Below are 15,711 nucleotides of genomic sequence, written 5' to 3'. Positions count from 1 at the left end.
AAGGCGGTCGTACCGTCGGCGCCGGGGTGGTCGCGAAAATCATCGAATAAAGTCCAGTCAAGGTGCAGCGGCGGCTTTTCGGAGCTGCCGCATTTCTGCCGCAGGGGCATAGCTCAACTGGCAGAGCGTCGGTCTCCAAAACCGAAGGTTGGGGGTTCGATTCCCTCTGCCCCTGCCATCCATGTAACCGAAGCGGACTCAATGGCCGATAAATTCAAGTTTGCGTTGGCAGTATTGCTGCTTGTAGCCGGCATCGCTGGCTTTTATCTGCTTGCCAACGAAGCGATGATCCTGCGCGTGCTCGCCGTCTTGGGAGGGGCTGGGCTTGCTGCCGCAGTCGCCTGGCAAACGGAGCAGGGTCGTCTTTTCTTTGCCTTTGCCAAAGAGTCCACAAATGAGGCAAAAAAGGTCGTTTGGCCTTCGCGCAAAGAAACCATGCAGACAACCGGGCTGGTGTTCGCGTTCGTGGTGGTGATGGCTCTCTTTCTCTGGTTGACCGACAAGAGCCTGGAGTGGCTCCTGTACGATATGGTTCTTGGGTGGAGAAAAGTATGAGCATGCGCTGGTATGTGGTGCACGCCTATTCCGGTTTCGAGAAGAGTGTGCAGCGGGCGTTGCTCGAGCGTATCCAGCGGCAGGCCATGCAGCATGCGTTTGGCCGTATCCTGGTGCCGGTGGAGGAAGTGGTCGAACTCAAGATGGGCCAGAAAAGCATTTCCGAGAGGAAGTTTTTCCCCGGCTATGTGCTGGTGGAAATGGAAATGAACGACGACTCCTGGCACCTCGTGAAAAGCACGCCGAAAGTGACTGGCTTCGTTGGCGGAACGGCCAACAAACCGACGCCAATCTCCGAAAAGGAAGTCGAAAAAATCATGCAGCAAATGCAGGATGGCGTCGACAAGCCGCGCCCGAAGGTTCTCTTCGAGCCGGGTGAGGTGGTTCGCGTCAAGGATGGACCATTTACCGATTTCCATGGCGCGGTCGAGCAGGTCAATTACGAGAAGAACCGTTTGCGTGTCTCGGTGACGATCTTTGGTCGTCCAACGCCGGTAGAACTGGAGTTTGGGCAAGTCGAGAAGGCCTGAATCCGGCGAGCGTAAGTTGCGGCGCGGGAGGGTTGCTCGACGTGCCGCAGTAGTGCGGCTACAAGGCCGCGTTTGTCGTTTGGGGAGCGCTATTGCAAAGCGCGTTTGAACCCGCATAAAGGAGTCTCATCGTGGCAAAGAAAATCATCGGCTATATCAAGCTTCAAGTGCCGGCGGGGAAGGCCAATCCGTCTCCTCCGATCGGCCCGGCGCTAGGTCAGCGTGGTCTGAACATCATGGAATTCTGCAAGAGCTTCAACGCCCAGACGCAAGGTTTGGAGCCAGGCTTGCCCATTCCCGTGGTGATTACCGCTTTCGCGGACAAGAGTTTCACCTTCATCATGAAGACGCCGCCGGCGACGGTCCTGATCAAGAAAGCGATCGGTATTCAAAAGGGTAGCCCAAAGCCCCATACCGCCAAGGTAGGTACGCTGACACGCGCGCAGTGCGAAGCCATTGCGACGCAGAAGATGCCCGACCTGACGGCCGCCGATATGGATGCGGCGGTGCGAACGATCGCTGGCAGTGCCCGTACGATGGGCGTCACCGTGGAGGGGGTCTGAAATGGCTACGCTGAGCAAACGTCAAAAAGCTCTCAAGGGCAAGATTGACCCGGGCAAGCTCTATCCCGTCGGTGAAGCGCTTAAGTTGAGCAAGGAACTTGCAGCAGCGAAGTTCGACGAATCGATCGATGTCGCCGTCTGTCTCGGAGTCGATCCTCGCAAGTCGGATCAAATCGTACGAGGTTCCGTCGTACTGCCGGCCGGGACCGGCAAGACGATTCGCATTGCCGTGTTCGCCCAGGGCGAAAAAGCCGCCGCTGCCAAGGCGGCTGGCGCCGATATCGTTGGATTCGAAGATCTGGCCGCCGAGATCAAGTCTGGCGTGATCAACTTTGATCGGGTCATTGCCACCCCGGACGCCATGCGCGTGGTCGGTCAACTGGGTCAGATCCTAGGTCCGCGTGGCCTGATGCCAAATCCGAAGGTCGGCACGGTCACCATGGACGTAGTGACTGCCGTACAGAACGCCAAGGCCGGACAGGTCCAGTACCGTACCGACAAGGGTGGCATCATTCACAGTACGATCGGGCGCGCGTCTTTTGAAGCCGACAGACTGGCAATCAACCTCAAGGCACTGCTTGACGCGCTGATCAAGGCCAAGCCGGCAACCTCGAGGGGTCAGTATGTCCGGAGGGTCGCGGTGTCGAGCACGATGGGGCCGGGTATCCGCGTGGATGCGTCTACGATTTAGAAATTCAGCGGATCGCCTCAGTGTGGGTCCGCGCATGAGCTTTGTTGGGTGATCGGCCGTGCATTCGCCGTGCCGATGGATCGTCAAAGACCGCAGGTGCTGAAGGCGTTTGCCGAAGGCTTAAGTGTGTTCGCGGCCTGCGTAGACGGTGTACTCCGAAAAGGATTGTCAGAGATGGGCTGCGTGCCCTTCATTGCAACCCCTGATCAAGGTCGCCGTGGGTGCGGTGCATTCAACCGGATGTGCCGTTTGTTGACTTGATGGGAGGAGAAGGGCCTGTGGGTCTCAATCTTGATGAAAAGAAGGTCGTCGTCGCCGAAGTCTCGGCCAAGATGGCCAGTGCCCAGACGGTTGTGCTGGCCGAGTACAGCGGATTGCCGGTGGCGCATCTGACGCGTCTGCGAGCGCAGGCGCGCGCCTCGGGTGTCTATCTGCGGGTGCTGAAAAACACGCTGGTACGACGCGCGGTGCAGGGCACCCTGTTTGCCAGCCTCGCCGAGCAGATGACCGGGCCGCTGATCTATAGCGTCTCGGAGGATCCGGTCGCAGCGGCGAAGGTGCTCAACGACTTTGCAAAAACCAATGACAAGCTGATCTTACGAGGTGGCAGTTTTGCCGGCGAGCTTCTGGACAAGGCAGGCGTACAAGCGCTCGCGTCGATTCCGAGTCGCAACGAACTGCTTGCCCAGCTGCTTGGCGTCATGCAGGCACCGGTCACCGGCTTTGCCTGTGCGCTTTCTGCTTTGGCCAAGCAACGTGAAGAGGCGGTGTCCTGATCGTACTGTTTTTGTCCACTCAGATTTAGGAGTTTTTAATTATGTCTATTACCCACGAAGACATCCTCGAAGCCGTTGGCGCGATGACTGTCATGGAACTGAACAGCCTGGTCAAGGCGTTTGAAGAGAAATTCGGCGTTTCGGCGGCGTCGATGGCCGTTGCTGCGCCGGGTGCGGCTGCACCAGTGGTCGAAGAGCAGACCGAGTTTACCGTCATACTGGCCAGTTTTGGTGAGAAGAAGGTTGAAGTGATCAAGGTCGTTCGCGCAGCTACCGGTCTTGGCCTGAAGGAAGCCAAGGATCTGGTTGACAGCGCACCGAAGGCGGTCAAGGAATCGATTTCGAAAGCGGATGCCGAAGCCCTCAAGAAACTTCTCGAGGACGCCGGAGCGAAGGTCGAGATCAAATAGTATCGGTCGAGCACGCTGGGCTGACAGCCTTGCGGTTGTCAGCCCTTTTCTGCTTTTCCGGAAACAGCTTTGCGTAGCCCCATAGGGACATAGGTAGCGCATGTAATGCTGTGCAGCGCGCAAACGCAAGTACGAGTAGCGAAGACAGGGTGGGCAAGTCCCTCTCCTCTCTGTGCCGAGCTTGTCATATTGCGTTTGTCCGTTGCGAACCGGCGGGTGTTGCGACCTTCGCCGGGGCGCTAGAGGATTTGCCTTCTGAGTTCGGAGCGACCATGACCTACTCCTACACCGAGAAAAAGCGTATCCGCAAGAGCTTTGCCAAGCGCTCTACCGTGCTTGACGTACCGTTCTTGCTGGCCACCCAGTTGGAGTCGTTCTCTGCCTTCCTGCAGGCAGGAGTGCCGCCGGCGCAGCGCAGAAACCAGGGTTTGCAGGCTGCCTTTTCCTCGATTTTTCCAATCGTCAGTCACAGCGGCAATGCACGTCTGGAGTTTGTCAGCTTTACGCTTTCCGACCCGGCTTTCGACGTCACGGAATGCCAGCAGCGTGGCCTGACCTTCGCGTCGGCTTTGCGGGCGAAAGTGCGCTTGGTCATTCTCGATCGCGAAGCGCCGGACACCATCAAGGAAGTCAAGGAGCAGGAAGTCTATATGGGCGAAATTCCGCTCATGACAACAACCGGCTCCTTTGTCATCAATGGTACCGAACGGGTCATTGTCTCGCAGCTGCACCGCTCACCAGGGGTGTTCTTCGAGCACGACCGTGGGAAGACGCATAGTTCTGGCAAGCTGCTCTTTTCCGCACGCGTCATTCCCTACCGCGGCTCATGGCTGGATTTCGAGTTTGATCCCAAGGATCTCCTGTTTTTTCGCGTCGACCGTCGCCGGAAGATGCCGGTCACCACGTTGTTGAAGGCGATCGGTCTGACGCCACAGCGCATCCTGCGCGAATTTTTCGAGTTTGATACCTTTTATCTAGGCAGGCGGATCGTCGAGTTTGCGCTCGTTCCGGAGCGTTTGCGCGGGGAAGTCGCGCGTTTCGATTTTAACGACGCCTCCGGGAAGTTGATCATCGGCAAGGACAAACGGATTACTGCCAAACATATTCGTGAACTCGATCAGGCGGGGATCAGGCAGGTCGCTGTTCCGGATGACTTTCTGATTGGCCGGGTGATTGCCGAGGACATCATCGACCAGAGTAGTGGCGAGATCCTGGCCAATGCCAATGACGAAATCACCGAAAGCCTGTTGGCAAAACTCTCCGAGTCTGGGGTCGAATCGCTGCATACTCTGTACATCAACGACCTTGATCGCGGCGGCTTCATTTCGCAGACTTTGCGCACCGATGAAACAAGCTCCCGGCAAGCCGCCCGTATTGCCATCTACCGAATGATGCGGCCTGGCGAACCGCCAACCGAAGAAGCCGTCGAGATACTTTTTAACGGCCTGTTCTACTCAGACGACCGCTACGATCTGTCAGGGGTTGGCCGGATGAAGTTCAACCGCCGGGTTGCCCGGAAAGAGGTCATCGAATACAAGGTCATGCTCAAGCATGTGCCTTCCAAACGCGATGCGATCATCAAACTGATCAACGACCAGGCGGGTGATTCCGTCGCTAATGTCGAACAGATGGTTGCCGAGTTGAACCATGGCCCGCGTGCGGTGGCGGAGAACCTGACCCGGGAAGCTGCAGTGACATTATTTGAGCAGTTGAAGGTGCTGGGGGCTTCTGGTGAGGTGCGCGAACAGCTGACGTTGTCGCCGCGTGATATCGTTGAAGTCATCAAACTGCTCGTCGAACTGCGCAATGGTCGCGGAGAGATCGATGACATCGACCATCTGGGTAATCGCCGGGTCCGTTCGGTTGGCGAACTGGCCGAAAATCAGTTCCGCGCTGGTCTGGTGCGCGTCGAGCGTGCCGTGAAAGAGCGTTTGTCACAGGCCGAGTCCGACAATTTGATGCCGCATGATCTCATCAACGCCAAACCGATCAGCGCTGCAGTCCGGGAGTTCTTCGGCTCCAGCCAGTTATCGCAGTTCATGGACCAGACCAACCCGCTTTCCGAAATTACCCATAAGCGTCGGGTTTCAGCACTCGGACCGGGCGGTTTGACGCGCGAGCGAGCCGGCTTTGAAGTGCGGGACGTTCATCCGACCCATTACGGCCGCGTCTGCCCGATCGAAACACCGGAAGGCCCGAATATCGGGCTGATCAATTCGCTGGCGCTGTATGCCCGTACCAACGAGTATGGTTTCCTGGAAACCCCCTATCGTAAAGTGGTTGATGGTCGGGTCACCGATCAGATCGAGTATCTTTCAGCCATCGAAGAGGGGGCCTATATCATCGCCCAGGCCAACTCCGATCTGGGTGATGGAGGCGTGTTGACCGATCAGTTGGTGACTTGTCGCGAGAAGGGTGAAACCATTCTCGCTGAGCCGGCGCGTGTTCAGTATATGGACGTGGCACCGAGCCAGATCGTGTCGGTGGCGGCATCGCTGATCCCCTTCCTTGAGCACGACGACGCCAATCGTGCGCTGATGGGCGCCAACATGCAGCGTCAGGCGGTTCCTTGCCTGCGTCCAGAAAAGCCCTTGGTGGGAACGGGGATCGAGCGAACGGTGGCGGTCGATTCGGGGACTGCGGTACAAGCGCTGCGCGGTGGGTTGGTCGATTATGTCGATGCCTCGCGTGTCGTGGTGCGGGTCAATGACGACGAAACCGGACCAGGCGAAGTCGGTGTTGACATTTACAACCTGGTGAAGTACACGCGCTCCAACCAGAACACCAATATCAACCAGCGGCCGCTGGTTCGCGTCGGTGATCATATTGCCAGGGGCGATGTGGTGGCCGACGGGGCATCGACCGACAAGGGTGAACTGGCGCTCGGCCAGAACATGCTGGTCGCCTTCATGCCCTGGAATGGTTATAACTTCGAGGACTCCATTCTGATCTCGGAGCGCGTGGTTGCCGAAGACCGCTTTACCTCGATTCATATCGAGGAACTGACCGTCGTCGCGCGGGATACCAAGCTCGGCCCCGAGGAAATTACCCGTGACATTGCCTCTCTTGGTGAGTCACAGCTTTCCCGGCTTGACGAATCGGGAATTGTCCATATTGGTGCCGAGGTTGAAGCAGGCGATGTGCTGGTTGGCAAGGTGACGCCGAAAGGTGAAACACAGCTAACTCCGGAAGAGAAGCTGCTGCGTGCAATTTTTGGCGAGAAGGCGTCTGACGTGAAAGACACCTCGCTACGCGTTCAATCAGGTATCTCCGGGACGGTCATCGATGTGCAGGTGTTTACCCGTGAGGGTATCGAGCGCGACAAGCGGGCACAGTCGATCATCGACGATCAATTGCGAAGCTACAAGCTTGACCTTGCCGATCAACTGCGCATTGTCGAACGCGATGCCTTCGCACGTGCCGCACGAATGATCGTCGGCAAGCCGGCGAATGGCGGACCGAAAAGGCTGGCCAAGGGCACGCCGGTCACCCAGGAATACCTCGACAGCATCGATCCGCATCACTGGTTTGATATCCGGATGGCCGATGAGGACGTCGCGCAGCAACTCGAATCGCTGCGCGAGGGGCTCGAACAGACCCGCAAGGAATTCGACATCGCCTTTGAGGAAAAGCGCAAGAAGCTCACCCAGGGTGACGAGTTGCCGCCAGGCGTGCAGAAGATGGTCAAGGTGTACGTGGCCGTCAAGCGCCGATTGCAGGCTGGCGACAAGATGGCCGGACGGCATGGCAACAAGGGGGTGGTCTCGCGCATCGTACCGGTTGAGGACATGCCTTACATGGCCGATGGTCATCCCGTGGACATCGTTCTAAACCCGCTCGGCGTGCCTTCGCGGATGAACGTGGGCCAGATTCTCGAGGTCCACCTCGGGCTTGCAGCCAAGGGTCTGGGCCATAGAATTGGTGACATGCTGCGCCGGCAGTCGACTGCCGGAGAGATGCGTGCTTTTCTCGACCAAATCTACAACAGCACCGGCAAACCTGAGGACCTCGATCAACTAACTGATAACGAGATTCTTGAAATGGCAGGTAACCTTGAAGCTGGTGTGCCTTTTGCGACACCGGTTTTCGATGGTGCCAAGGAGTCCGAAATCAAGTCCGTCCTGGCACTGGCGGGCATGCCGCAATCGGCCCAGATGACGCTGTACGACGGGCGTACCGGCGAGCAGTTCGAGCGCCAGGTCACCGTCGGTTACATGCACGTCCTGAAGCTGCATCATCTGGTTGATGACAAAATGCACGCGCGTTCGACCGGACCGTACTCGCTGGTGACCCAGCAGCCACTCGGAGGAAAGGCTCAGTTCGGTGGGCAACGCTTCGGAGAGATGGAAGTATGGGCGCTTGAGGCCTACGGTGCGTCCTACGTGCTGCAGGAAATGCTCACCGTCAAGTCCGACGACGTCAATGGCCGGACCAAGGTATACGAGAACATTGTCAAGGGTGACCACAAGATCGATGCCGGCATGCCGGAATCGTTCAACGTTCTGGTCAAGGAAATCCGTTCACTGGCGATCGATATCGATCTCGAACGCTTCTGATGGCTGTGCGGCGAGCGAGCAAGCAAGGTCAATTCTCCCGCCGCATGGTCTTTCACCCCTGACAGCGCACTCCTCACAGGAGCAAAAGATGAAAGCATTGCTGGATTTGTTTAGGCAGGTGACGCAGGAAGAGCAGTTCGATGCGATCACCATCGGTCTGGCTTCCCCGGACAAGATTCGCTCATGGTCTTACGGTGAAGTCAAGAAGCCGGAGACGATCAACTACCGTACCTTCAAGCCGGAGCGTGACGGGCTGTTCTGTGCCAAGATTTTTGGTCCGATCAAGGACTACGAGTGTCTTTGCGGCAAGTACAAGCGGCTCAAGCATCGGGGCGTCATCTGTGAGAAATGCGGCGTTGAAGTGACGCTGGCCAAGGTGCGACGCGAGCGCATGGCACATATCGAGCTGGCCAGTCCGGTTGCCCACATCTGGTTCTTGAAGAGCTTACCGAGCCGTCTCGGCATGGTGCTCGACATGACGCTGCGTGACATCGAACGGGTACTGTACTTCGAAGCGTTCGTGGTCTTCGAGCCTGGCATGACGCCTCTGGCGCGTGGCCAGTTGCTGACCGAGGATGATCACACGGCCAAGGTCGAGGAGTACGGAGACGACTTCGAAGCCAAAATGGGTGCTGAAGGCATTCGCGAGTTGTTACGTTCGATCGATCTGGCGCGTGAAGTCGAAATGCTGCGTAGCGAACTGGAAACCACCACCTCGGAAACCAAGAGCAAGAAGTTCTCCAAGCGGCTGAAGATCCTTGAGGGCTTTCAGAAATCGGGCATCAAGCCGGAGTGGATGGTGCTTGAAGTGCTGCCAGTACTGCCGCCGGATCTCCGCCCACTGGTGCCGCTTGACGGTGGGCGTTTTGCGACATCGGATCTCAACGATCTCTACCGTCGCGTCATCAACCGCAATAATCGCCTGAAGCGCCTGCTCGAACTGAAGGCGCCTGAAATCATCGTACGCAATGAAAAACGCATGCTTCAGGAAGCGGTCGACTCGCTGCTGGACAACGGGCGTCGCGGCAAGGCAATGACCGGTGCCAACAAGCGTCCGCTGAAGTCGCTGGCCGACATGATCAAGGGCAAGGGCGGCCGTTTCCGCCAGAACCTGCTCGGCAAGCGCGTTGACTACTCGGGTCGTTCGGTGATCGTCGTCGGACCACAGCTCAAGCTGCACCAGTGTGGTTTGCCGAAACTGATGGCGCTCGAATTGTTCAAGCCTTTCATTTTTAACCGTCTTGAAGTGATGGGTCTGGCGACCACCATCAAGCAGGCGAAGAAAATGGTCGAGACCCAGGAGGCGGTGGTCTGGGACATCCTCGAAGAGGTGATTCGCGAACATCCGATCATGCTCAACCGCGCGCCGACGTTACACCGCCTTGGCATTCAGGCTTTCGAGCCGACGCTGATCGAAGGCAAGGCGATCCAGTTGCATCCACTGGTGTGTGCGGCTTTCAATGCCGACTTCGACGGTGACCAAATGGCGGTGCACGTGCCCTTGTCACTGGAAGCCCAGATGGAAGCCCGGACCCTGATGCTGGCGAGCAACAATGTCCTGTCGCCGGCAAATGGGGAGCCGATCATCGTGCCATCGCAGGATATCGTTCTGGGTCTCTACTACGCCACACGTGAGCGGATCAACGCCAAGGGGGAGGGGATGATGTTCCCGGACCTGGCAGAGGTGACACGTGCCATGCAGGCCGGCGAACTCGACATTCACGCGCGTATTGTGGTGCGCATTGCCGAATACGAGAGTGACGGCGAGAACGGTTGGCAGGAGAAGATCACGCGTTACCAAACGACTGCGGGGCGTGCGCTGCTTTCCGAGATTCTGCCGAAAGGTCTGCCATTCAGTCTGATCGACAAGAGTCTCAAGAAAAAGGAAATCTCGAAGCTGATCAATGCCGCCTTCCGCCGCTGTGGTCTCAAGGAAACCGTGGTTTTTGCCGACAAGCTGATGCAGAACGGCTATCGGCTGGCGACCCGCGCCGGTATTTCGATCTGTTCCGACGATATGCTGGTGCCGGCACAGAAGCGCGAGATCATCGCTGCTGCTGAGGCGGAAGTGAAGGAAATCGAGAACCAGTACACCAACGGTCTGGTGACCAATGGCGAGCGCTACAACAAGGTTGTCGATATCTGGGGCCGTACTGGTGACCAGGTTGCCAAGGTGATGATGGATCAGCTTGGCCATGTCGAGGTGAAGAATCGCCGTGGGGAGATGGAAAAACAGGAGTCGTTCAACTCCATTTTCATGATGGCCGATTCTGGCGCTCGCGGTTCGGCAGCGCAGATTCGCCAGTTGGCGGGCATGCGCGGCCTGATGGCCAAACCGGATGGATCGATCATTGAAACGCCAATCACCACCAATTTCCGTGAAGGTCTGAACGTCCTTCAGTACTTCATCTCGACGCACGGTGCGCGCAAGGGCCTGGCAGACACGGCTTTGAAAACCGCCAACTCGGGCTATCTGACGCGGCGACTGGTCGACGTGACCCAGGATTTGGTGGTGATCGAGGACGACTGTGGAACCAGTAACGGGGTTACGATGAAGGCCTTGATCGAAGGCGGAGAGGTCATCGAGGCCTTGCGCGAGCGTATCCTCGGTCGGGTCACGGCTTCAGAAATCGTGCATCCGGACACGCAGGAGACGGTCATCGAGCCAGGGACGCTGATCAGTGAGGATCATTGTGACCTGATCGATCAGTTAGGTATCGACGAAGTCAAGGCGCGTACTCCGCTGACCTGCGAAACCCGTTACGGACTGTGTGCCAAGTGTTATGGCCGCGACCTCGGTCGTGGTACGCCGGTCAATGTCGGCGAGGCGGTCGGCGTCATCGCGGCACAATCGATCGGCGAGCCGGGGACGCAGTTGACCATGCGGACCTTTCACGTCGGGGGGGCTGCGTCACGTGCTGCCGTGGCAAGCCAGGTCGAGACGCGAAGTACTGGTGTGGTGCGCTTTACCGCGAGCATGCGCTATGTCACCAGTGCCAAGGGCGAAAAGATTGTCATTACCCGTTCTGGCGAGATACTGATCACTGACGATAACGGGCGGGAACGTGAAAAGCACAAGGTGCCCTACGGTTCGACCCTGCAGGTCGCTGACGGCCAAGCCGTCAAGGCCGGTGCCCGGCTGGCCAGCTGGGATCCGCACACGCGCCCGATCATTGCTGAGTACTCGGGTCTCGTGAAGTTCGAGAATGTCGAGGAAGGGGTCACCGTTGCCAAACAGATCGATGAGGTCACCGGGCTTTCAACGCTGGTGGTGATCGACCCGAAGCGCGGCGGCAAGGCGCCGAGCAAGGGTCTGCGCCCTCAGATCAGGTTGTTCGAGCCCGATGGCCAGGAAGTCAAGATGCACGGCAGCGATCACCCGGTCACCATCACTTTTCAGGTCGGGGCGATCATCAATGTTCTCGATGGACAACCGATTTCAGTGGGTGACGTACTCGCGCGCTTGCCGCAGGAATCGGCTAAGACGCGTGACATTACCGGAGGTCTGCCACGGGTTGCCGAACTTTTCGAAGCGCGCACGCCCAAGGACGCAGGGATGCTTGCGGAATATACCGGCACGATGTCCTTCGGCAAGGATACCAAGGGCAAGCAGCGGCTGGTGATTACCGATCTTGACGGGGCCACCCACGAATACCTGATTCTCAAGGACAAGCATGTTCTGGTACATGATGGGCAAGTGGTGAACAAGGGTGAGTCAATCGTCGATGGGGCGCCGGATCCACATGATATTCTGCGGCTCTTGGGGGTCGAGGCGCTGGCCATCTATATCACCGATGAGGTGCAGGACGTTTATCGCCTGCAGGGTGTCAAGATCAACGACAAACATATCGAAGTGATTGTTCGCCAGATGTTGCGCCGGGTCAATGTGCTGGACCCGGGCGATACCAAGTTCATCAAGGGGGAGCAGGTGGAGCGTGCGCATCTGCTGGACGAGAATGACCGGATGATCGCCGAGGGCAAGCTGCCAGCGACCTATGAGCATGTGCTCTTGGGTATCACCAAAGCTTCCTTGTCTACCGATTCGTTCATCTCGGCGGCGTCCTTCCAGGAAACGACGCGGGTGCTGACCGAAGCGGCGATCATGGGCAAGCGGGATGAGTTGCGTGGACTCAAGGAGAATGTCATTGTTGGCCGCCTGATTCCGGCCGGCACGGGCCTTGCTTACCACAGCACTCGCAGGAAGAACGCTGCTGGCGAGGATATCGCTGGCGGGGGGCTACAGACCGACGATGAGGCATCGCGTAGTGAAGAGAATTCCCATGATGCCCAAAATGCTCCAGTGGCTTGACTTGAAATGTAATAGACCCTAGAATCGCCGGTCTTTGTCGCCGATGCCTGTGGTGCTTCGGTCAATCATAATTATTGCCAGGGCGGCCTTTGGTCCGCCTTGGTTTTTTGCAGAAGCCATGTGCTTGCCACGTCGCTTGCTGAACTGAACATAGGGGTAGAAACATGCCGACCATTAACCAACTGGTGCGCAAGCCTCGCGAGGCGATACGCAGCAAGAGCAAAGTCCCGGCGCTGAGCAATTGCCCTCAGAAACGGGGCGTGTGCACCCGTGTCTATACCACCACACCGAAAAAGCCGAACTCGGCGCTGCGGAAAGTCTGCAAGGTGCGACTAACGAATGGCTTTGAGGTCATTTCGTACATTGGCGGCGAAGGCCACAATCTTCAGGAGCACTCTGTGGTTCTGATCCGGGGCGGCCGCGTCAAGGACTTGCCGGGTGTCCGTTACCACACCATTCGCGGCTCGCTGGACACACAGGGCGTCAAGAAGCGCAAGCAGGGTCGTTCCAAATATGGTACCAAGCGCCCGAAAGCTGCTTGAGTTCCGTCCGAGTAAGGGCTGCTCCTGATGGGTGGCCGGGAGGGTTGGGTCTTTTGCCCTGACTCTTCGACTGAATTGTGACTATGAGAGGTTGCTATGCCCCGTCGTCGTGAAGTGCCGAAGCGCGATATTCTACCGGACCCAAAGTTCGGCAATGTCGAAGTGTCGAAGTTCGTAAATACGATCATGAAGAGTGGCAAGAAATCTGTTGCCGAACGTATCGTCTATGGTGCTTTTGACCAGATTGTCAGCAAGACCGGCAAGGATCCGCTGGAAGTATTCGGTCTGGCTTTGGGGAACATCAAGCCCTTGGTCGAAGTAAAAAGCCGTCGTGTCGGTGGCGCCAATTACCAGGTGCCGGTCGAGGTCCGACCGAGTCGCCGTATGGCGCTAGCCATGCGCTGGCTGCGCGAGTCGGCGCGCAAACGTTCCGAAAAGTCGATGGGTCAACGCCTGGCAGCAGAAATGCTGGAGGCATCGGAGAGTCGCGGCGGTGCGGTCAAAAGACGTGATGAAGTGCACCGTATGGCCGAAGCCAACAAGGCATTCGCACACTTCCGGTTCTAAGATACACCACCAGCGCTGCGGTGCTGGAGATCGTTCTTTATTAGTGAAGGTTTAACTGTGGCACGCAAAACTCCCATTGAGCGTTACCGGAACATCGGCATCAGTGCTCACATCGATGCCGGTAAAACGACGGCGACCGAGCGTATCCTGTTCTATACGGGCATCAACCACAAGATCGGTGAGGTGCATGACGGCGCCGCGACCATGGACTGGATGGCGCAAGAGCAGGAGCGCGGCATCACCATTACTTCGGCGGCCACGACCTGCTTCTGGAAGGGGATGCAGCTTGATCGCCCGGAGCACCGGATCAACATCATCGATACACCGGGCCACGTTGACTTCACGATTGAGGTTGAGCGCTCGATGCGGGTTCTCGATGGTGCGTGCATGATTTATTGCGCTGTCGGTGGTGTGCAGCCGCAGTCAGAGACCGTTTGGCGACAGGCAACAAAATACAAAGTGCCTCGCTTGGCCTTCATCAACAAGATGGATCGCCAGGGAGCAGACTTTCTCAAGGTCGTCGATCAAATGCGGACCCGTCTGAAGGCCAATCCGGTCCCGATCGTCATCCCGATTGGCAAGGAGGACTACTTCGAGGGCGTCGTCGATCTGATCAAGATGAAGGCGATCTATTGGGATGAAGCCTCTCTGGGGATGAAATTCGATTACCGCGAGATCCCTGCCGCATTGCAGGCCGAGGCCGATGAGTGGCGTAGCAGGATGGTCGAAGCCGCCGCCGAGTCATCCGAAGAGTTGATGGACAAGTATCTCGACGCGGGAGATCTGACCGAGGCCGAGATCATCAAGGGTCTGCGTGAGCGTACGATTGCCTGCGAGATTCAGCCGGCACTTTGCGGCACGGCTTTCAAGAACAAGGGTGTGCAGCGCATGCTTGATGCAGTGATTGATCTCCTGCCATCGCCGGTCGATATTCCGCCGGTGACCGGAGAAAAAGAAAACGGCGAGCCGGATACGCGCGAGGCCGCCGACACGGCCAAGTTTTCCGCACTCGCCTTCAAGCTGATGACCGACCCCTACGTTGGCCAGTTGACCTTTATCCGGGTCTATTCAGGTGTCCTGAAGTCTGGTGACACCATTTACAACCCGATCAAGGGTCGCCGCGAGCGCATCGGGCGGGTTTTGCAGATGCATGCCAACAATCGCGAAGAACTCAAGGAAGTGCTTGCCGGCGACATTGCTGCCTGTGTGGGCCTCAAGGATGTCACTACCGGCGAAACGCTCTGCGATCCCTCGGCGGTCATCACCCTCGAGCGAATGGTTTTCCCGGAGCCTGTGATTCACGTGGCTGTCGAGCCGAAGACCAAGCAGGATCAGGAAAAAATGGGCATCGCTCTTGGCCGCTTGGCACAGGAGGACCCTTCTTTCCGCGTGCGTACCGATGAAGAGTCAGGGCAGACGATCATTTCGGGAATGGGTGAGTTGCATCTCGAGATTATCGTTGACCGCCTGAAGCGCGAGTTCGGTGTGGACGCCAATGTCGGTGCGCCGCAGGTCGCTTATCGCGAGTGCATCAAGAAGTCGGTCGAACAGGAAGGGAAGTTCGTCAAACAGTCGGGCGGGCGCGGTCAATATGGCCATGTCTGGTTGAAAATCGAGCCCAACGAGCCAGGCAAGGGCTACGAATTCGTCGATGCCATCAAGGGCGGTACGGTGCCTCGCGAGTACATTCCGGCGGTCGACAAGGGCCTCCAGGATTCAGTCACCAGTGGCGTGCTCGCCGGATTTCCAGTGGTCGACATCAAGTTCACCCTGTTCGAAGGCTCCTACCACGACGTCGACTCGAACGAGAATGCCTTCCGTCAGGCCGCAGCCATTGCCTTCAAGGAAGGCATGCGGCGGGCGTCGCCGACCTTGCTGGAGCCGATGATGGCGGTCGATGTCGAGACGCCGGAGGACTACATGGGCAACGTGATGGGCGACTTATCGAGTCGGCGTGGCATGATTCAGGGGATGGAGGATCTGCCGGGCAACATCAAGGCGATCAAGGCAGAGGTGCCGCTGGCCGAGATGTTTGGTTACTCGACTACTCTTCGCTCACTGAGTCAGGGTCGCGCGACCTACTCAATGGAATTCAAGCACTATGCCGAGGCGCCAAAGAATGTCGCCGAAGCGGTCATCAACAAGAAATGACTGATTTGAGGATAAGGTAAATGGCCAAGGGAAAATTTGAGCGTACGAAGCCGCACGTCAA

At 57.6% G+C, this 15,711-nt stretch carries 10 protein-coding genes and 1 tRNA gene; all 11 read left to right on the top strand.

Features of this window, described 5'->3' with window-relative positions; genetic code table 11:
* Window positions 1-102 precede the first annotated feature (102 nt).
* Window positions 103-178, top strand: a tRNA-Trp gene (locus tag CAPSK01_RS06395).
* 373 nt (window positions 179-551) lie between these two features.
* The gene (gene nusG, locus CAPSK01_RS06385; RefSeq protein WP_034923868.1) at window positions 552-1,085 is read left to right on the top strand and encodes a transcription termination/antitermination protein NusG; all 534 of its coding nucleotides are present in this window, start codon (window positions 552-554) and stop codon (window positions 1,083-1,085) included.
* Window positions 1,086-1,216: 131 nt separating this feature from the next.
* Window positions 1,217-1,648: a 50S ribosomal protein L11 gene (gene rplK, locus CAPSK01_RS06380; protein ID WP_034923866.1), complete on the top strand. Its 432-nt coding sequence runs from the start codon at window positions 1,217-1,219 to the stop codon at window positions 1,646-1,648.
* A gap of 1 nt (window position 1,649) precedes the next feature.
* Window positions 1,650-2,339, top strand: a complete 690-nt coding sequence (gene rplA, locus CAPSK01_RS06375) for a 50S ribosomal protein L1 (protein WP_034923863.1) — start codon at window positions 1,650-1,652, stop codon at window positions 2,337-2,339.
* A 278-nt stretch (window positions 2,340-2,617) separates the two neighbouring features.
* The gene (gene rplJ / locus CAPSK01_RS06370; protein WP_034923860.1) at window positions 2,618-3,115 is read left to right on the top strand and encodes a 50S ribosomal protein L10; all 498 of its coding nucleotides are present in this window, start codon (window positions 2,618-2,620) and stop codon (window positions 3,113-3,115) included.
* A gap of 41 nt (window positions 3,116-3,156) precedes the next feature.
* Window positions 3,157-3,525, top strand: a complete 369-nt coding sequence (gene rplL / locus CAPSK01_RS06365; RefSeq protein ID WP_034923857.1) for a 50S ribosomal protein L7/L12 — start codon at window positions 3,157-3,159, stop codon at window positions 3,523-3,525.
* 272 nt (window positions 3,526-3,797) lie between these two features.
* The gene (gene rpoB / locus CAPSK01_RS06360) at window positions 3,798-8,081 is read left to right on the top strand and encodes a DNA-directed RNA polymerase subunit beta (RefSeq protein ID WP_034923854.1); all 4,284 of its coding nucleotides are present in this window, start codon (window positions 3,798-3,800) and stop codon (window positions 8,079-8,081) included.
* An 88-nt stretch (window positions 8,082-8,169) separates the two neighbouring features.
* Entirely contained in the window at window positions 8,170-12,390 is a 4,221-nt protein-coding gene (rpoC, locus tag CAPSK01_RS06355) for a DNA-directed RNA polymerase subunit beta' (protein WP_034923851.1), read from the top strand.
* Between the two features lie 164 nt (window positions 12,391-12,554).
* A complete protein-coding gene (gene rpsL / locus CAPSK01_RS06350) occupies window positions 12,555-12,932 on the top strand; it encodes a 30S ribosomal protein S12 (RefSeq protein ID WP_034923848.1) in 378 nt (125 codons plus the stop codon).
* A gap of 96 nt (window positions 12,933-13,028) precedes the next feature.
* Window positions 13,029-13,499, top strand: a complete 471-nt coding sequence (rpsG, locus tag CAPSK01_RS06345; protein ID WP_034923845.1) for a 30S ribosomal protein S7 — start codon at window positions 13,029-13,031, stop codon at window positions 13,497-13,499.
* A gap of 57 nt (window positions 13,500-13,556) precedes the next feature.
* On the top strand, window positions 13,557-15,650 hold the full coding sequence (fusA, locus tag CAPSK01_RS06340; protein ID WP_034923841.1) for an elongation factor G: 2,094 nt from the start codon (window positions 13,557-13,559) through the stop codon (window positions 15,648-15,650).
* The last annotated feature ends 61 nt before the right edge of the window (window positions 15,651-15,711 follow it).

It is taken from the genome of Candidatus Accumulibacter vicinus, from assembly GCF_000584955.1.
Taxonomy (GTDB): domain Bacteria; phylum Pseudomonadota; class Gammaproteobacteria; order Burkholderiales; family Rhodocyclaceae; genus Accumulibacter; species Accumulibacter vicinus.
This window is presented reverse-complemented; position numbering and strand designations above follow the sequence as displayed.